The organism is Psychrobacter sp. MF31, from assembly GCF_012847335.1.
Classification (GTDB): domain Bacteria; phylum Pseudomonadota; class Gammaproteobacteria; order Pseudomonadales; family Moraxellaceae; genus Psychrobacter.
Genome location: NZ_JABBDX010000003.1, coordinates 144,821 through 163,828 on the forward strand (window position 1 = coordinate 144,821; position 19,008 = coordinate 163,828).

A 19,008-nucleotide genomic window follows, 5' to 3' on the forward strand; every position below is an offset into this window, starting at 1 on the left:
CAATAATTTTGACCCAAAATATGAGGCTGGTATGGCAATTCAACGACTAAAGGCATTTTTTGATCTTGAGGCTTCAGGAGGCATTGTGTTGGCGCTTGCTGCCATCGCCGCCATGATCATTGCCAACACGCCGTGGGTGACGTGGTATGAGTCGTTTGTTCACGCGCCTGTTGCGATCCAAATTGGCAGCTTTGCCATTGCCAAAGATGCCCACCACTGGATCAATGATGGTCTCATGGCAGTGTTTTTCTTTTTGGTGGGGCTTGAGCTCAAACGCGAAGTGCTCATCGGTGAGTTGTCCAACGTTAAGCAAATCATTTTACCGGCGGCGGCGGCGCTTGGCGGGATGATCATGCCTGCCATCATTTATGTCGCGTTTAACCATCAAAATCCTGACTATCTAAAAGGTTGGGCAATTCCAACTGCAACTGACATTGCCTTTGCCCTTGGTATTTTAAGTTTGCTTGGCAATCGCGTTCCAAACGCGCTCAAAGTGTTTTTGGTTTCCATTGCCATTTTTGATGATATTGGCGCAATTGTCATCATTGCGCTGTTTTATACAAGTGACTTGTCATTTGTATCGCTTGGGCTTGCTGCGCTGTGTTTGCCGTTTTTATACTTGCTAAATCGCAAAAACGTCACGGGAATCACGCCTTATGTGCTCATCGGCGTCATCATGTGGTTTTTGGTGCTGCAATCGGGAATTCACGCCACACTTGCTGGGGTAGTGCTTGCGCTATTTATCCCGATGTTTGATAAAACCGATCCTGAGCATTCACCGCTTGAGGAGTTGGAGCACGATTTGCAAAATACCGTATCCTATGGGATTTTGCCGCTATTTGCCTTTGTCAATTCAGGGATTTCGCTTCAAGGCGCGGGACTTGGTGAGCTGTTCCATTCTGTGCCGCTTGGTATTGCCGCAGGGCTATTTATCGGCAAGCAGCTTGGGGTAATGATTGCTTGTTGGCTGATCTTTAAATCAGGATTGTCCACCATGCCGCAAGGGGTCAATTTTAAACAAATTTATGGCGCCGCGCTGCTTTGCGGGGTTGGTTTTACCATGAGTTTGTTTATCGGCGGTCTTGCGTTTGGCGGCAATACGACAGGATTTGATGAGCGCCTTGGTATCATCATGGGATCGATTGTGTCAGGGATTGCAGGCTATATCATGCTCAAAATCAGCTTAAAAGACTCGGTCAGCCAAAATACGCTTGATTTAACGCAGTCATAACTTTAGAAACTAATAAGAGCTCGGATATGGTCATGCCAACGTCTTATCTCACTCATGGTCGCAGCACAAGCATTGACGATCATCGTAATTTGCAAGTGCTAAATCGGATCAAGCGCTATTTATTGCCAAAAGATTTTGCCATTTCCAATGAATTATTGTTAGAGCTGGCTAACGGCTACGATTTGGGGGATGCGCTTGCCGACCCGCTTATTCAAGACGGTATAAAGTTTGCTAAACCTTTACAAGCAAAAATTTTAAATCAAAACCAAATTAGCGATGATGACTTAAACAACAGTTTAAATCGCACTGAGCTTCATGCGCTTTCCCAAACTTTTAGCCGCCATCCCGATTGGTTTGACCCAAAGCTTGCGGCAATTGGCGCAGCGGCGTATCGGCGCTATCCGCTCATGCTGATTTGGCTACTTCGTAACGTGGCATTGATGGCAGGATATAGCATTCCCGCGCTGTCACTGCCTTTAATTCAAACCGGAGCGCTCGTTCATGACGCGCTGCCAAGGCTAATGCGGACTTACGCTTATATTTTAGCCGTTTCTGAATATCCAAATAGCGATAACCGATCTAAATTCCCTTTTGATACCGTGCTTGCGGTTGGCTCTGAGGGCTGGCGGCAATCCATCAATGTCCGGCAAACCCATGCCCTTGTCCGCCAAAAACTGCTTACGGGTAAACTAGCCGTTCCTGAACTTGCTAAAACTGCTGCTCACGCCCAAACGGACAATCTTTGGAACACAGGCTATTGGGGCATTCCGATCAATCAGACGGATATGGTGGCAACGCATTTGCAATTTTCCTTACTGATCATGCGCGGATTGCAATTGCTTGGCGCTCGCATCAGCGCGGAGGAAGCGTCAGGAATTTTACATTTGTGGCAACTTGCCAGCTTTTGGCTTGGCGTTGATTTAAAGCGACTTCCGGAGAATGAGACGGCGTGCTGGGAGTGGCTTTATACCTATTTGTCCATTCAGCAGCTTGATTTTGAGGTGGGGCGACCGCTTGCCAAAGCGCTTCACGACTTGCCAAGTCAGCTGATGGGTGAGGACAACCGCCGAGGTCAGTTTGTGGAACTCGTTAACGCCAGCGTCACCCGAACCTTGGTTGGTGATGACATTGGCGATGGGTTAAATTTGCCCAAATCCAAGCTGCGCTTTGGGGTGCTCTCTGCCGTCCCAATTTTATTTGCCCTTGATACGGCAAGGCTTCACAGTGACAACGCGGCGCAAAAACTTGAGCAATTTCGCGCCAAACGGCAAGACAATATGAACTGGTGGCTTAAAAAAAATGATGACTATTATAAGTAACTATCGGCATAAGATTGGCGGTTAAAAAAACGATTTAAAGCCATTATAATTTTTATCACCTTGATCAAGATTTTTAATGGTTTGGGATTTTGGGATCAAGCCTATAATACCAATCAAGCTTGCGATCAAAGCCGACCTCAAGAAGGCTTGCAATCACGCGACCCGTCAGCCCCCAAACGGTCTCGCCATCGATGACAAAGCTTGGGGTCACAAGCGTGGTAGTCGCGCCTTGAATGGGATAGCGGATTCGGTACTCCTCCACGGGCTGATGAATCAGCGCCGTAAAATCTGCCCAAAAAATTCGCGCAATCTCACCAAGCTCTGGAACCAGTACCAAATCGGGATCAATCAGCGCGACAATCGGGCGAACGCTCAAGCCACTTTTGGACAATTGCGGCGGCAGCTGACCGATGATTTTGACGCGACTTGGCGGCAGCGCAGTTTCCTCGCAAGCTTCGCGAAGGGCGGTGACGACATTATTGCCATCGCCTATTTCAAATTTGCCGCCTGCGCAAGACACCTCTCCGGCATGGCTATTGAGATGCGTGGCTCGGCGAGTGAGCAGCAGCCGAGGCTTGGCTTCCTCAGTAATGGCAACCAAAATCGACGCATCAGCGATGGGCGTTTGGTACAAATGCGCCAAAATTTGTGCCGCGGCACTGATATCGCCATTAAGCGCGATTGCCTGTTTTTTTTCGAGCCGTGGCTGCATGTTTTGACAGAATTCTTGTAAAATAGGTGCTTGCAATTTTTGGGTCAATTGCCCAAGGAGCGGCTGATCAATTCGGCTTGCGAGCGCCACGCTTAACTGATCAAATCGGGGTGAGTGCGGCGCGATTGTCATAACCTTGTCCTTTATTTTATGGTCTGAACCTTTAAAGTGGTCGTTAGGATTTATTTGTGAATAAGATTTTTTCATTATCGAAAATGCAAGGTCGGATAGATACCTGCCCTGAACGCTTACCTTTAATGATTATTGCCTTAGCTTGGGTGGGCGGAACGCTTGCCACCGCCATGCTTGCCTTAATTGGCAATTGGCAAAACGTCGCCATGATCTTAGGCTCGTTTGGCGCCAGCTGTTTGCTGATTTTTGCCTATCCTGAGAGCCCGTTTGCCCAGCCGCGAAATATCGTTGGCGGTCATATGGTCACCACCTTTACGGGGCTGTTTTTTATGAGCATTTTTGGGGTTGAATGGTGGAGCATGGCGCTTGCCGTCGGAACAGCCATCTCTTTAATGCTGCTGCTTCGCGTCCCCCACCCGCCTGCAGGCTCCAACCCCTTGATTGTAATGCTCGGCGGCGTTCCTTGGAGCTTTTTAATTACCCCAACGCTCATTGGTGCCATTGTGCTGGTTGTTGTGGCGCTGATTTACAACAACATCGGTCGCAATCGCCATTATCCGCGCTATTGGTAGCCTTATTTTTTCGTTGATGGTCAAAGGTAAAAGCGCTTTTATTGTCGATAAAGGCGCTTTTTTCATTAAAGTGCTGTAATCCTGTAACCCAAGCTAAGCCTTGTCCAATTCTATGTTATCTTGGAATCAATTTAGATGACGGCTTATCATTATAAAATCAAGCATAAGCACGCTTACGCCGTCACCCTTTTTTAAAATATTGATCGCAAAATTTATCAAATCTTCAAAAATCGTCAGTAATAATTAAGGCAGAGATTATGCAGTATTGTCTTCAATGTGGTCACAAAGCCGAAGTCAAAATTCCGGCAACGGACAACATGCCGCGATTGGTGTGCCCAAGCTGCGGCTATATCCATTATGAAAACCCTAAGATTATCTGCGGCGCGCTGGTAGTCTTTGAAGACAAAGTGCTGCTTTGCCGCCGTGCCATTGAGCCGCAATATGGGCTTTGGACGATTCCGGCAGGATTTATGGAAAATGGCGAAACCATTGCCGAAGGTGCGGCTCGCGAGTGCTTTGAGGAGGCGGATGCCGTTGCCATCAACCCAAGCTTATACTGCATTTATGACATCCCTGACATTGGTCAGATTTATATTATTTATTTGGCGGATTTAAAAGATGGCGCGTTTGGCATTGGCTCAGAAAGCCTTGATAGCGCGCTGTTTAGCGAAGATGACATCCCTTGGGATACCATCGCCTTTGAAGCGGTTAAGCGCACTTTAACTTGCTATTTTGAAGACCGGAAAAAATTTAGCACCTTAAATGAATTCCCCGTTCATCAAGATATGATTGGCAAAGACCAAAGCATTAAGCGCTATTAAAAATTAACTTTTAAAATAATCATTCAAAAGGAATCAAATTATGCCGCGATTGAACCGATTTGGATATTTACCGTTAATGGCAGCGGTCATGACCTGCTCAGGAGCGATAGCAGCAGAAAGCTCTGCCAAAACCAAAGCGCCCCTATCTGCTACCGACTCCGACCCCAATAAACTGAGCTGGATGCAAGGTTTTCCGCCGCCAAAAGACAAGCTGATTATGCAGCCGGAATCGGACTTTTTTAGCTTTCCAAAACTGCGTTGGACGGTTTGCCACATTCGCGAGCTGATGCCAACCACTGAGGTCAGCCGCGGCATTGGTGCGCCGACCACCTTTGATTATGCGCTAGATAAAAATATTGATGCCGTGACCTTTACCCCAACTGGCAGCAAAAAACCGATGACGTGGCGGCAATCATTGGATGCCAACTACACTGACGGCATTATGGTACTTCATCACGGCAAAGTGGTTTATGAGCGGCAAAACGGCTGCTTAACACCGCTTGGCAATCATGCTGCTATGTCGATGACCAAATCAATGACGGGACTTTTGGCGCAAATCTTGGTTGATGAAGGCGTTCTGGACGATAAAAAAATAGTGGCAACCATCATCCCTGAGTTAAAAAATAGCGGCTTTGGTGACGCGACCGTCCGGCAAGTGATGGACATGACCACTGCGCTTGATTACAGCGAAGACTACGCCGACCCTAATGCGGATATTTGGGCGTATTCAAAAGCGGCAAGCCCGTTGCCAAAACCTAAAGACTATACCGGCGCGAACGGCTACTTTGAATATCTGCAAACCGTGAAAAAAAATGGCACTCATGGCGCGGAGTTTAACTATCGAACCATCAATAGCGACGCGCTTGGCTGGATTATCTCACGCGTGACCGGCAAAGCGGTTGATGACTTATTGTCCGAGCGTATTTGGCAAAAAATTGGTGCGGAGCAAAGCGCTTATATGACAGTTGATGCTAAAGGCACCCCATTTGCTGGTGGCGGCTTAAGCGCAGGGCTTCATGATATGGCAAAAATCGGTCAATTGATGCTCAACAAAGGCATCATAGATAACAAGCGCGTATTTCCGGCAAGTGTGGTTGAAGCTATTGCCAACGGTGGTAACAAATCGGTCTTTGCCAAATCCGGCTATGACCAATTGCCAAACGGCAGCTATAAAAGCATGTGGTGGCTGTTTGACAATCCAACGCCAATATTTGCCGCTCGCGGTGTCCACGGTCAGACCGTTTATGTGGACCCTGCCGCCGATATGGTCATCGTTCGCTTTGCCTCGTATCCGGTCGCCAGCAATAGCAAAATTGACCCAACGTCCCTACCGGCTTATAAAGCGTTAGCAAATTACCTGATTCAAAAGTAAAATTTAATATTTAGAAAATAAAAATATAGAAAAACCGCTCAATGATGAGCGGTTTTTTATTTTTGCGATTTTAACAGCGCTTAGCTTTTCACTTTACAAACCTCAAAACCGGCGGTTTTAACAGTATCTTCTTTGTCATAAGGCGCAAGAACGGCTCGCGTTTTGGGCTTGTCTTTTAAATAAGTGGTCGCCACGCGTTTTAAATCGTCAATGGTCACCGCCAAAATTGCGGCGCGCATTTTACGCTGCCAATCGACGCCGCGTTGGTGCAAGTCGCTAAAGCAAGATTTGATTGCCTCGCCTGCCGGTGATCCGGGTTTGTCCATTCCAGAAATAATCCCTAAAATGGCTTCTTCCAATTGCTCATCCGATTGCGGCGTGGTTAATAACCAATCGATACTTTGCTCAAAATGTGCAAAGGTCGCCTCAAAGTTCGGATCGCGGTAGCTGAAAAATTTAAACGCGCAAGCATTGGCGTCATAGCCCGCGCCGCCGCCATAAGCGCCGCCTTTTTCGCGGATGGCACTGTGCAAGTAGCCGTTTCGCAAGTATGGCGCTAGCACCATCAATGCAGCGGTATCCGGATGGTCAGCCGCTGGTACTTTATAAGCACTGGCATTGTGATAAACGTTGGTTGCCACCAGCCAAGCCAAATCGGTTGCCATTGCGTTGTCGTTGCCATCGCCTTGAGTATTGATATCATCAATAGCCACTTTGGCAAAGTCGCTTGGGATTTGGCGGTTTAAACCCTCAAAATCGGCGATTTTTTTATCCTCTTGCCAGCTTTTTACAATCAAATCACTTAAGCGCGCCGTTTCATCTGGCTCGCAAACGATGATGGCAAATTTAGCAAGGCTAGTAATGGACTTATGCAGCGCCATCAAGCCTTGCGCCAACTCATCCCAAACGCTGCTGTCTTCATTGGCATGCGCCAAAAAGTCTTTAAGCGTTTTCAGCGCAGGAAGTCCGCCGCGAGCATACTCAAGCCTTGACTGACGGCTCATGGCGCGGCTTGCCGTTTGCATGGCGTAAGCGTGACCTGATCCGGCAAGGCGTGATTGCCAACTTGCCGCGCGCTGCTGCAAGATTTCTTTAATTCGGCTTTGCTCAGTGAAAATACTGTGCTCCATCACCTCCTTCACCAAGTCGATGGCTTCAGGCTTGCGGTTGAGCGCTCTTGTGGCCACCACAAAATAGCTGCTGATGTCATCGCGGTTGTCAATTGCGGTTCGCTGACTGATTCGCGCGGTTACCCCTGACGATTGCGCTGCTTGTTTGGCTTGAAACTCAAGCGCACCCATAGAATCTGTGCCAAGCTCAGACAATAAGCTTAGATAAATCGGCAATAACGGATGGTTGATAATATCATCCGCGGGCAGCGCGGCGGTATCCACGCCATCAACGGTGGCGGTCAGCGGCGTGACCACTTGGTAATAATAAAGCCCGTTGGTTCCGGCGTCATATTCAAAAATACTACTGTCGCGACCGCTTAATTGAACCGCTTTTTTGCGACCTTCGATAAAGCTAATGTCGGCAGGAACGTCTTCTAATCCCACCTTTGGCAACACGCTTAAATCATCAGCCATGGCTTGACGTTCAGCCAACGCTTGCTCTTGCGCGCGAAGTTGAGCTTTGGCATCATCATCCAAGTTTTTGGCGATAGTATCCAAGCGTTCTTGCTCAGCGGCAGCAAGTTTTGCTGATTTTTGGCTGTCCGGTTTTAGCGTGACCCGAACACGGTGCGGGTTATCAATCAAATGGGTTTTAATTAAATTGGGCAGCCAATTGGCATCTTTTACCTGCTCACGAAGCCAAGCCAAATGCGCGTCAACTTCCCAAACGTCCACCGGATTGCCGTCATGAATGGCGGTGCTAAAGCCCTCAAGCATCAGATTTAGCCCATAAGGCATGCTGTCGCCACCGATATGACGTTGGTCAATTTCGATTTGGTGCAAAATGGTCTCAATGGTGTCATCATCAATTGGCTTTGAAGCGACCTCTTTTAATAAGTCCAAAATGCCCGTTTCAACCGCTTCAGCGTGTTCAGGCTCTGAGCCGCGAAGTCCGGTATAAAACACCATTTCAAAATGGCTGTCATCAAGACCCAATAGCGGACTTGGCGCCGTTCCCAAAGGATGGTTGTCAAGATACGCCCGAAGTGGCGACCCTGCATGCTCAACCAACACGCCCTCAACCAAGCGCAGTGCCAAGCGCTGCTTTGGGTCAGTGATGCTAGGCAAGAGCCAAGCCACCACGTGATGAGTTTGTTTTTCACCCTCGGTGTCCGCCGTATAAGTTTCCACCGCGCTGATTGGTGCGCTTAGGCGCTGCTCGGCTTTTGAGCTGTGCTTTTGACCTTGATCAAAGCTCGCTAGCGCATCGTCATGCAATTTTGCTTGCGTTTTTGCCACCGGAATATTGCCAAAGCTCATAATCACGCTATTTGAGGGATGATAGTGGCTTTGGTGAAACTCAAGCAACTCCTCATGGGTCAAATCAGGAATGTCCGCAGGATCGCCGCCAGAATTGTAATGATAAGTCGTCGTTGGAAACAGGTGATGCGCCACCGAATGATAAAGCTGATCAATCTCGCCGCTCATCGCCCCTTTCATCTCGTTAAATACAATGCCTTTAAATTGCGGTTTGTCCTTGTCATCAAGCTCCACTCGGATGCCCTCTTGCGCAAAATCAAGCGGGTGAATATTGGGGAAAAATGACGCGTCCAAATAAACGGCAAGGAGGTTAAAATAATCGTTTTCATTTTGGGTGGCAAACGGATACGCCGTCCAATCCGCCGCCGTCATCGCATTCATAAAAGTGTTTAATGAGCGTTTAATCATCGAAAAAAATGGGTCACGAACGGGAAATTTTTTGGAGCCGCAAAGTGCCACGTGCTCCAAAATGTGCGCCTCACCTTTTGAGTCCATCGGCTGAGTTCGAAACCCTACCAAAAATGCATTTTCATCGCTTGGGTGCGCTAAATGGTAATGCATCGCGCCGGTTTTTTTGTGGCGGCTGATCAGCACATCTAGCGATAACGCCTCAATCGGGCGGTGGTCAATCAGCTCAAATTCTGGATGCAGGGTCAAATCAGGCGGGGCAATTGCGGTTTTAGAGGTTGTCATAAATATCCTTTTAAAGTAAATTGCACTTGTTTATTTTTAAGCGCAATCTTAAAAATGAGTTTCGCCTTTTTGCAAAACTTTTCTTTTAGCGAAAGATTTAAAATATTCAGCGTTCGGTAATCTTCAAATTTATTGGCAAAGCGGTCAATGAAAAAAGAATTTGCCTTGAGCGCCTCAATGGGGCTTGAGCCATGATAAGTCAAGCCATCGCCAAAATTTTGGCGTCGTCTTATAATCTTATCCTAAAAACTGCGGCTTTAACCTTAAATTTTGCTAAAGACTGCATTCACCTAAAGGCTAAAATTTATATCCAAAATGCCACTTAACACGCCTGCCAAGGGGTGCTATAGTAAAGTTAAACAAAATAATAACCGTAAGCAACTGACCATCAATAATAAGCACTTATGAAAATAAACGCTGGCAATCGGCTAAGGAGCGACTTATGCATTACAAACATATTTTATTGGTGACCGATTTATTGGATGATGCCGATTATGTGGCTCAAAAAGCCAAGCATATTGTGTCAAACCGCCCTGAGTCCAAATTGTCGGTACTGCACATCGTCCGCGACAGTATGGTTGGATTCGGTTATGAATTGGTTCCTGCTTCAAGCCTTTATGACAAAATCGATGATGAGCGTTGTCAAGAAGCGCGGGCAAAATTGGCGCAGTTTTTGGACAGAAATGGGCTTCATAATGTCAACTCCGAAGTGACCACCGCTATTTCAAACAGTGAAGGCATCGTCAATTATTGTCATAAAAATGCCGTTGATTTGCTGGTTATCGGTCGCCATGAGCGCCACGGCTTAGCCGCTTGGCTCAGTGGGGCAACGGCGGATAACATTTTGCCAAATGTCCCTTGTGACAGCCTTGTGGTGCGCTTGGATAAGTCAATGGCAAAACCAAGAAACCTTGCCCCTGCCCTCTAAGCTTTAAAATCATATTGTAATTTTCAACCAAACGATACTAGATACTAACTGAGCCGATCAACACCGACGGCTCAGTTTTTTTATGGGTCAATTGACTCATCAATTGCCAAATCAACAAACTGCTGCCAAATGGGGCTTTGGTGGCGCGCTTTGTGCCAAACGAGCCACCATAATCGCTCAAGGTTGATTCCACCAACTTTGACCTGAACCAACGTTTGCGCGGCAAGCTCATTTTCAATCACAAATTGCGACAAGCAGCCAATGCCGATATCGGCTAATACCATATTTTTGATGGCTTCAGATTGCTGAATTGCCATGATATTGATCGTTTCAGGAAGCTGCTTGAGCAGTTGCTCATCAATGATCTGACGCGTCCCCGACCCCATTTCGCGAACGAGCAGCGGCTGCTTTGCCAGCTTTTCTTGGGTTAACTGATAGCAGTTTTGGGCTGAATTAAAATATCGATTGTCGAGCCATTGGCTATTGGGTTTGGCAAATAATACCAACGTATCGGTTCGCCAAGCTTTTCGCTCGATCGCTTTGGCAGCCTCTGGTCTTGGCGTCCCCTCAACCAGCGCAATGTCGATGTTGAGCTGCTCAACTTCGGTGACGATTTCTTGGGTGTTTGCAATCACAAGCTTGATGTCAGCGTCCGGCATTTTTTGGTAAAGCCCTGCCAGCATTTCGGGGAGTACATAGCCGCCGATGGTGGTGCTCGCGCCGATGGTTAGCTGACCCGCTTTGTGCTCATAATAATGCTCAAGGGTTTGCGCTTGACCTAAAATGGCTTGCGCTTGAATAAAAATCGCCTGAGCATTGGGATGTGGATTAAGCGCACGACCAACGCGCTCAAACAGCGGCATTTTCAGGCGTTCTTCCAACGTCATCAGCGCGCTGCTAACCGCCGATTGCGACAAATTGAGCGCAGCGCTTGCTCGGCTGGTGCTACCAAGCTGATAGATACTCACAAATACTGCCAATTGCTTCAGGGTAATCTTAGGCATTATCGCCGAATTTTCCCTTAAAAAAGGCTGCTGACCCATAAAAATTTCTCTACTTTTTAATTAACTAAGCCAAACTATAGCTTTATCAACCTAAAAAATCGATAGATCATATCTTTTTAATCTGTTTTTATTATAACCTCACTTATCTTATAATATTTAGACATAAGCTTATGCCAAATTGCTAATGATAACGGCAAAGTTAGGCAATAAGCCTTCAATTTTAAGATAGGACAAGACTATGATCGCGATTTCTCAAGCAGTGACCGGTTATGTCCCGCGCGGACGGCATTTGGCGGGGCTTGTGGTCGTTTTGGTGGGCAGTATATTTTGTTTGTGGCTCAATTCACAATTAAATATCTGGTCGCATGGCAAAATCGTCGGGCTATCGTCATTAACCTTAGCCATTTTGGTCGGAATGGTGATTGGCAACACGCTTTATCCAAAATTTGCAGAACATCTTGGCGAGGGCGTCGGCTTTGCCAAAGCTCAAGTGCTGCGCCTTGCCATCATGCTTTATGGCTTTAAACTGACATTAACGCAAGTGGCAAGCGTGGGCGCGCCTGCCATCATGAGCGATGCGCTGGTGCTGACTTCCACTTTTTTGATCACGTACTTTTTGGGAACCAAATGGCTGAAAGTTGATAAGCAAACCACCATTTTGATTGGGTCAGGCGCCAGTATTTGCGGGGCGGCGGCAGTGATCGCGGCGGAACCTGTGGTCAAAGCTGAAGCTCACAAAGTCACCATTGCGGTGGCAACCGTGGTGGTGTTCGGGACGATTGCCATGCTGTTATACCCCTTTTTATACCATTTAGGTTGGCTTAACTCGTGGCTTGGCGCGCAGAACTACGGCGTTTATACCGGCTCCACCATTCATGAAGTGGCTCAAGTTGTCGTTGCAGGAAATGCCATCAGCGCGGACGTTGGCGATACGGCAGTGGTCACCAAAATGATCCGAGTGATGATGCTTGCGCCCTTTTTATTGGTGTTATCGTTTGCCTTAACGCCAAAAGCTGAACATACCGGTCAATCGCAATCGTTCATCAATCGCGCCCGTCAAGTTCGAGTGCCTTGGTTTGCCTTTATCTTTATTGCCGTGGTGGTGATTCATACTTGGGTGAGTATGAGCGCAAGTTTTGAGCACACAATGGTCTTGATCGATGATTTGTTGCTAACCATGGCGATGTTTGCCTTAGGACTGACCACCCATTTAAGCGCGATTAAACAAGCGGGGGCAAAGCCGTTAATCCTTGGCGCCATCATGTTTGGTTGGTTGATCCTTGGCGGCGGGTTGATCAATGGCATCATCAGCACGTTTTAACCCTGTTAACATAAAAAAACCGATGGAATTTATCCTAAATTTCTTCATTTAGCGTCAAATTTTGGCGCTTTTTTATTCCTAAACGAGAAAAATCAAGCAAAGCTGATAATTAATGATTCAAACTGATTTTTGAGATATTACTTAACTCAACTTAAATTAACACTTTATTATTATGTTTAATATTTAAGTTTTATTACTCACTCAATAACGCAGATTGCTCACAATATGCTGGTTTTATTTCTGCTGGAGTGTGGCATACTAAGAGTTACTGCAACCAAAACTGATCATTGCAGAGATGGCAAACTTGGCTGATTACGCCTTATTGGGAGAACTTGCTCAACCTTGCCATGAAATAATAAAACGGACTTGCCAGTTTGACTTTTGAATAAAAGGATACGTCATTATGTTACATACAAGAAGAAAACACCAAGAAGACCACCTCATCACCATCGTTCACAGCACCCGCTTAAAGCCCATCAAGCGTCAGCTTAGCATCCGAACGCTTGAAGCTGAGCGCCCTATCGATCAAGCCTATTTGGCGGAGCTTGCCGGCTCTGATGAGTATGTGTCGATCGCTTTTTGTTATCGCAACTATAATGACGTGAATATGCCGCGCCTTAGCATCAATGAAAGCTGCGCGGTGATCAGCCTTGAGCGCGCCAAAGAGATGCTCCGAACTGAAAACATGAGCGAATGCGCGCTTGATTCCGTCCGAATCATCCTATTTAGCGCCGTATCGCAAACCTTTGGCGGCTTCTTGACCGACGGCGAAACCGATAACCGTTATGTGTTGTCAAAAGGTGTGGATTACGCGCATCTGTCGAAGTGCTAATTTAGCTTTGATATAACATAAAAAAAGCCCATTGAGAGATGGGCTTTTTTGTTGGATTGGAAAAATTAAACTGAATATAGAAGAATAATAGCCTTTTCCATATTTTAAAATAAACCTTTCAATCTTTCCTAAAAACTCATTATTATATAGGTAGAAATATTTATAAATTTATATTGTGCATTTTTAAATACTGAATATATCCTTGCTCTTGAAAATCTCTATTCGAAAGTAAAAAACTATATAAAGATCTTTTCCAAAGCTCATTATATCCTAGCTCATTATCTTTCTTCTTATCTTCAAATATTTTTAGCGCGACTTCCCTTCCTCTAATTTTCTTCAGATAGTGATATCTCTGTAATGTTCCTATTAACTCTGTATTAGCATATCTACTGTAATTATCGTATATACCTAGTTTTGAAAAAGTAAAGTTCATCTTTTTGTAAAATTTATCTTTATTAATATTTTTAATTGAAAAAATTATTTTTTTATAGTCGACCGATATCTCTACATCTAAATTTATATTTTTTGAAATACTTTCAAAGCTTGGATGAAAATAGAATACTTTACTATCATTAGGACTATCATCACTCTTTTTACTATTACAGTTGTGACAAGATGGAACTAAATTATTGAAAGCAATCGAATAAGATTTGAATTTAGATTGAGGCAAATAATGGTCTATCTCTGTGGCTTGCATAACCCTACAATAACCACACACATTGTTCGGATACTTTTCAAGTATCAACTTTCGGGCTGAATCTAAACCCCTATACCTATTATAGAGCAGTTCAAAGTCATTCGCTGTTAACTTACAGTTAATGTTAGACCCACATTCATCTTCGATATAACCCATACAACTATAGCTAAAGTATACATAATAAACCTTATTAGCTCCTATTAAAAATCCTTTACTGGTATTCATGTTAACTCTAGCAGTAACACGTTTTATGTAACTATCATCTATATCTCTTATAATCAACTCTTGATATTTAGTATTATACCTATCCTTCATTAATATCATCTCTTAAATAATACTCAAACAAAGCTTCAGAGCCTAAGAAATACTTAATAGAAGATAAATCTTTAATATTCACATTTCTTACGAAATTTGCAAACCCAGTTTTATCTAACTCTAGTCTAAAAACTTCACTAGTTATAACTCCGATATTTTCTCCAAAAGTATTGATTGTAGGTCTTTCTACTTTATGATCATACATCTTCCATATACATTCACTTGGTATCTCTTGCAAAACTACAGGAGAATGTGTAGCAACTATGCCAAGAGCATTTTTTTTCTTCAATATATCATTAACTGATCTTATAAACGCAGATATTAATGGGGGGTGTAAATGAGTTTCGGGCTCATCCATTAAAACAATAGACTTTTCCTCAACTAAACTTACTATTTTAAAAATCATATATATTATAATAGAGTGACCAGAACTAAGTTCACCTATTCTTTCTAAAAGCTCATCGTTCTTAGCTCTTTTTTCATCAGTACCAATGAAAAAAATACTATCTAAGTATTCTATAATTTCTTCTATTAGAATTTTAAGCTTACTATCGAAGGCAAAGTTATTTGAAAATATTTTTAGATATTTTAGCCTCCCCCTGCTTTCGCAATTCATAATAGTTTTGAAAGTATCTTTCCTAATATCATCCAACGTATAAATTTCATTTACTATTTTTTCTTCTACTATCTCTTGCCTTCTAAAACCCACATAATGAAATTTTTTATTTATCTCTTCATTATTATCTATGCCATAAATTTTACTAAAAATACTTGTAGATATATAAATTAATCGAGAAAATCCCATACTACTGCTAATTTCGCAAATTTCAGATTCTAGTTGGGAGTATAAATCTGTAGTAAATTCCTTAACAATAGAATCAAGTAATCTAGTTTTTCCTACACCGTTACTTCCAATAACAGCGTGAAGATTAGACGGTACTTTACTATCTTTATTTACACTAAAATTCATAGGTGTTTTTCTAAAAATAAAACTTAATTCGTAGCCCTTAAATACACTCTCTTCATTAAGCAATCTTTTAACTTGTTCAAAAGTAGAAATAGAAAAAAATCTATTTAAAGATTGAGAAAATATTTTATTTTCTTCGTCATAAAGATTTAGGTACTGATTATTATATATAACATCGTTTAATAAGCATAGGTTTTCTAATCCTAAATATTTTTTAAAATTAATATAAAACTCTATATCCTGACCTAACGAAACAAATTCTCTACTGAGGGATGAAAAATTTTGTGGTATATCCACAAAACCACTTGTATATGTCTCTTCATTAAGACATCCAATTTTTATAGTACCTATGTTTGTATATTCATTTTCGCGATATAACATAACATGGAAACTAGTTTTATAACCAAAGTCATCCCAATCACTTCTTAATAGATAAACTATTCCTTCTTCACCTTCTTTATCTAAAGAATTGTCTCGAACTTCAAAAATAATAGGTGTTTTATTCATAATTATTACTCTAGTTTATTATTGAAAAGCACTTTCTTAAGCAAGCATAAGTCTGTTCTTAATAGCATTACAATGTTGCAAAAATGCTTTTACAATAGTATCTTTGATTACAATCCCTTCAACTCCTCCATCTGCCCTGTCATCGCCGCAAGTTGCGCTTCAAGCTCTGCAAGTTTCGCGCGCTCCGACTCCACCACCGCCGCAGGGGCTTTACTGACAAAGCCTTCATTTCCAAGCTTTTTCGCTAAAACGTCGGTTTGCTTTTGCAATTTTTCAAAGGCTTTGCCCAGACGGTTTAATTCCGCCGCAGGGTCAATCAAGCCTTTCATTGGCACAAGGACGCGCAGTTTGCCGACCATGCTTGACGATGATAGCGGCACAGTATCGCCATCATTTAAAATCTCAAGGCTGTCAACTTTGGCAAGGGCTTTAAATTGGTTTTCAATGCGTGACAAGCGCGCCGCTTCTTCTTCCGAGATATTTTGCAAAAGGACGGGCAAGCGGACGGCATTGCCAAGGTTCATCTCCCCGCGAATGTTACGGATACTAGCAATCAGCTCTTGCAGCCAAGCCATATCCGCTTCCGTTTGCTCGCTGATTTGGTCATTATTTGCCGCTGGATAATCTGCAATAACGATGCTGTCCACAGTTTTACGATCCAGCAGCGGCGCAATAATTTGCCAAATCTCCTCGGTCAGATAAGGCATGACCGGATGGGTAAAGCGCAAGGCAGTTTCAAGCACATTGAGCAGCACAAAGCGAATTTGTGCCTTACGCTCCGTACTTACCGAATCGTCATTCAGGCTGGCTTTGGCAAGCTCAACATACCAGTCGCAGTATTCATTCCAAATAAACTCATAAATATCATGGCTGACCAAGTCCAATCGGTACTGGTTAAAATGCTGATGAATGCTATTAATGGTACTGTTTAAACGGCTCATAATCCAGCGCTCAGGAAGCTCCCAAAGACTAGGATTAGCCGCTTTATCAAGGGCTTGCGCGTTGCCGTCTTTATCAACGCAGTTCATAAGCACAAAGCGGCTGGCGTTCCAGATTTTATTACAAAAGTTGCGGTAGCCTTCAACGCGCTTTAAGTCAAAGTTGATATCGCGACCGGTACTTGCCAAGGAGGTGAAAGTAAATCGTAGCGCGTCCGTTCCAAAGGCAGGAATGCCCTCAGGAAACTCTTTTCGGGTTTGTTTTTCGATTTTGGCAGCGTCTTTTGGGTTCATCATGTTGCTTGTGCGCTTATCCACCAAGCTTTCTAAATCAATGCCGTCGATGATATCGATGGGGTCTAACACGTTGCCTTTGGATTTGGACATTTTTTGCCCAAAGCTGTCACGAACCAAACCATGAACGTAAACGGTCTTAAACGGCACTTGCGGCGTGCCATCGTCATTTTTGATAAAGTGCATGGTCAGCATAATCATTCGGGCAACCCAAAAGAAAATGATGTCAAAGCCGGTCACCAAAACGCTCGTTGGGTGAAAGGTTTGCATCACGCGAGCATCAGCATTTTTATCCGCCCAATCCAAAGTGCTAAATGTCCAAAGCCCCGAGCTGAACCACGTATCAAGAACGTCCTCGTCTTGGCGTAAACTGACTTCTGCGCCAAGGTTGTATTTTTGGCGAACTTCCGCCTCATCGCGAGCGACATAAACCTGCCCCGCGTCGTCATACCACGCCGGAATGCGATGACCCCACCACAGCTGACGGCTGATGCACCAATCTTGCAAGTCATTCATCCACGCCATATACATATTTTTATATTGCGCAGGGACAAACTCAATTCGACCATCTTCCACCGCATCAATGGCAGGTTTTGCTAGTTTTGCAACGGCAACGTACCACTGATCGGTCAGCCACGGCTCAACGATGACGCCACTTCGGTCGCCGCGCGGGGCTTTGAGCGCGTAATCTTCGATGCTATCAAGCCAGCCCTCATTTTGCGCCTGCTCAACCAAGTATTTTCGGGCAGCAAAGCGTTCAAGTCCGGCGTAATCGCTTGGGGTGGTTTCAAGCTGTGGCTCGCGAACTTGCAAATCGGTATAAACTTGCAATTGCGGTAAAATTTGCGCGTGAGCATCAAGAACATTAATCAGCGGCAAATTGTGACGGCGACCCAAGTCATAGTCATTAAAATCATGGGCAGGGGTAATTTTGACCACGCCAGTTCCAAAGTCAATATCCACATAATCGTCAGCGACAATCGGGACAACGCGATTGGTAATCGGTAGGGTGATGGTTTTACCAACTAAATGCGCGTAACGCTCGTCATTTGGATTGACCGCAACCGCCGTATCACCAAGCAACGTTTCAGGTCGCGTGGTGGCAACGACCAAGTAATTTTTACCGTCTTGGGTTTTAACCGTGTCATCGGTAAAGTGATAGCGAAAATGCCAAAGCGAGCCTTTTTCGTCATGGTTTTCCACTTCCAAATCCGACAATGCCGTTTGAAACTTAGGGTCCCAATTCACAAGGCGCTTGCCACGATAAATAAGACCATCATCAAACAAGCGAACAAACACTTCTTTGACCGCGTTTGACAAGCCCTCATCCATGGTAAAGCGCTCACGCGACCAATCCACCGAGCTGCCAAGGCGGCGGATTTGGCGGGTGATGTTGCCGCCCGACTCTTCTTTCCACTCCCAAACCTTATCAATAAACGCCTCACGACCTAAGTCATGGCGCTTGATGCCCTCGGCGTTCAAGCGGCGCTCAACCACCATTTGCGTAGCGATCCCCGCGTGATCCGTCCCCGGTTGCCAAAGCGTATTGTCGCCTTTCATCCGGTGAAATCGGGTCAACGCGTCCATGATGGTGTTGTTAAAGCCGTGACCCATGTGCAAAGAGCCCGTGACGTTCGGCGGCGGCAAGGCAATCGAAAACGACGCTTTTTTATCAAAGGTGGGCGCAAAATAACCGCTATCTTCCCACTCTTGATAGCGTCCGGCTTCAATTGCGGCGGGCTGATAAGCGTTTTCAAGTTCGGATAACGCAGCTTGGATTGAAGTGGTTAAAGTTTGGTTACTCATAAGGCTCTCAAAAATCGATAATAAAATCACCATGCCGATCAGTTTGGCACAACGACTTTGACATAATAAAAAGATGAAAAATAAAAACTATAGCTAAAATGGCGATATTGCCCCT

Annotated in this window: 14 protein-coding genes; 8 read left to right on the plus strand and 6 right to left on the minus strand. The window is 44.7% G+C overall.

Annotated features, from left to right (window positions below; all coding sequences use genetic code 11):
- Nucleotides 1-31: 31 nt before the first annotated feature.
- Both nhaA and HF322_RS05700 read left to right on the plus strand, forming a co-directional pair.
- A complete protein-coding gene (gene nhaA, locus HF322_RS05695) occupies nt 32-1,231 on the plus strand; it encodes a Na+/H+ antiporter NhaA (protein WP_169392444.1) in 1,200 nt (399 codons plus the stop codon).
- Nucleotides 1,232-1,263: 32 nt separating this feature from the next.
- Complete coding sequence (locus HF322_RS05700) at nt 1,264-2,550, plus strand: oxygenase MpaB family protein (RefSeq protein WP_169392445.1); 1,287 nt, start codon at nt 1,264-1,266, stop codon at nt 2,548-2,550.
- Nucleotides 2,551-2,623: 73 nt separating this feature from the next.
- Here HF322_RS05700 and HF322_RS05705 read toward each other — a convergent pair whose 3' ends face one another.
- Entirely contained in the window at nt 2,624-3,394 is a 771-nt protein-coding gene (locus HF322_RS05705) for a CoA pyrophosphatase (protein WP_169392446.1), read from the minus strand.
- Between the two features lie 56 nt (nt 3,395-3,450).
- Between HF322_RS05705 and HF322_RS05710 the strand changes: the two genes are divergently transcribed.
- From HF322_RS05710 to HF322_RS05720, 3 genes are all read left to right on the plus strand, one after another.
- The gene (locus tag HF322_RS05710; protein WP_308811482.1) at nt 3,451-3,966 is read left to right on the plus strand and encodes an HPP family protein; all 516 of its coding nucleotides are present in this window, start codon (nt 3,451-3,453) and stop codon (nt 3,964-3,966) included.
- A gap of 257 nt (nt 3,967-4,223) precedes the next feature.
- A complete protein-coding gene (locus tag HF322_RS05715; RefSeq protein WP_169392447.1) occupies nt 4,224-4,787 on the plus strand; it encodes an NUDIX hydrolase in 564 nt (187 codons plus the stop codon).
- 40 nt (nt 4,788-4,827) lie between these two features.
- Nucleotides 4,828-6,159: a serine hydrolase gene (locus tag HF322_RS05720; protein ID WP_169392448.1), complete on the plus strand. Its 1,332-nt coding sequence runs from the start codon at nt 4,828-4,830 to the stop codon at nt 6,157-6,159.
- A gap of 80 nt (nt 6,160-6,239) precedes the next feature.
- Here the strand turns inward: HF322_RS05720 and HF322_RS05725 are convergent, their stop codons facing one another.
- Nucleotides 6,240-9,284 (minus strand): insulinase family protein, encoded by a 3,045-nt coding sequence (locus HF322_RS05725; protein ID WP_169392449.1) that lies wholly within the window; start codon nt 9,282-9,284, stop codon nt 6,240-6,242.
- Between the two features lie 442 nt (nt 9,285-9,726).
- On the opposite strand from HF322_RS05725, the gene HF322_RS05730 reads away from it, so the two are divergent.
- Nucleotides 9,727-10,212 (plus strand): universal stress protein, encoded by a 486-nt coding sequence (locus tag HF322_RS05730; protein ID WP_169392450.1) that lies wholly within the window; start codon nt 9,727-9,729, stop codon nt 10,210-10,212.
- Between the two features lie 80 nt (nt 10,213-10,292).
- On the opposite strand, the gene HF322_RS05735 is transcribed toward HF322_RS05730, so the two are convergent.
- Nucleotides 10,293-11,216: a LysR substrate-binding domain-containing protein gene (locus HF322_RS05735; protein WP_169392451.1), complete on the minus strand. Its 924-nt coding sequence runs from the start codon at nt 11,214-11,216 to the stop codon at nt 10,293-10,295.
- Nucleotides 11,217-11,454: 238 nt separating this feature from the next.
- Here HF322_RS05735 and HF322_RS05740 point away from each other — a divergent pair, with 238 nt between their 5' ends.
- Together HF322_RS05740 and HF322_RS05745 are read left to right on the plus strand one after the other, a co-directional pair.
- Complete coding sequence (locus tag HF322_RS05740) at nt 11,455-12,537, plus strand: YeiH family protein (RefSeq protein ID WP_169392452.1); 1,083 nt, start codon at nt 11,455-11,457, stop codon at nt 12,535-12,537.
- Nucleotides 12,538-12,940: 403 nt separating this feature from the next.
- Entirely contained in the window at nt 12,941-13,369 is a 429-nt protein-coding gene (locus HF322_RS05745; protein WP_169392453.1) for a hypothetical protein, read from the plus strand.
- A 160-nt stretch (nt 13,370-13,529) separates the two neighbouring features.
- On the opposite strand, the gene HF322_RS05750 is transcribed toward HF322_RS05745, so the two are convergent.
- The 3 genes from HF322_RS05750 to HF322_RS05760 all read right to left on the minus strand — a co-directional run bounded on the left by HF322_RS05750 (nt 13,530) and on the right by HF322_RS05760 (nt 18,893).
- Nucleotides 13,530-14,291, minus strand: a complete 762-nt coding sequence (locus HF322_RS05750; protein ID WP_169392454.1) for an HNH endonuclease — start codon at nt 14,289-14,291, stop codon at nt 13,530-13,532.
- A 79-nt stretch (nt 14,292-14,370) separates the two neighbouring features.
- On the minus strand, nt 14,371-15,855 hold the full coding sequence (locus tag HF322_RS05755) for an AAA family ATPase (protein ID WP_169392455.1): 1,485 nt from the start codon (nt 15,853-15,855) through the stop codon (nt 14,371-14,373).
- Nucleotides 15,856-15,962: 107 nt separating this feature from the next.
- Nucleotides 15,963-18,893 (minus strand): valine--tRNA ligase, encoded by a 2,931-nt coding sequence (locus HF322_RS05760; protein WP_169392456.1) that lies wholly within the window; start codon nt 18,891-18,893, stop codon nt 15,963-15,965.
- Between the last annotated feature and the right edge of the window lie 115 nt (nt 18,894-19,008).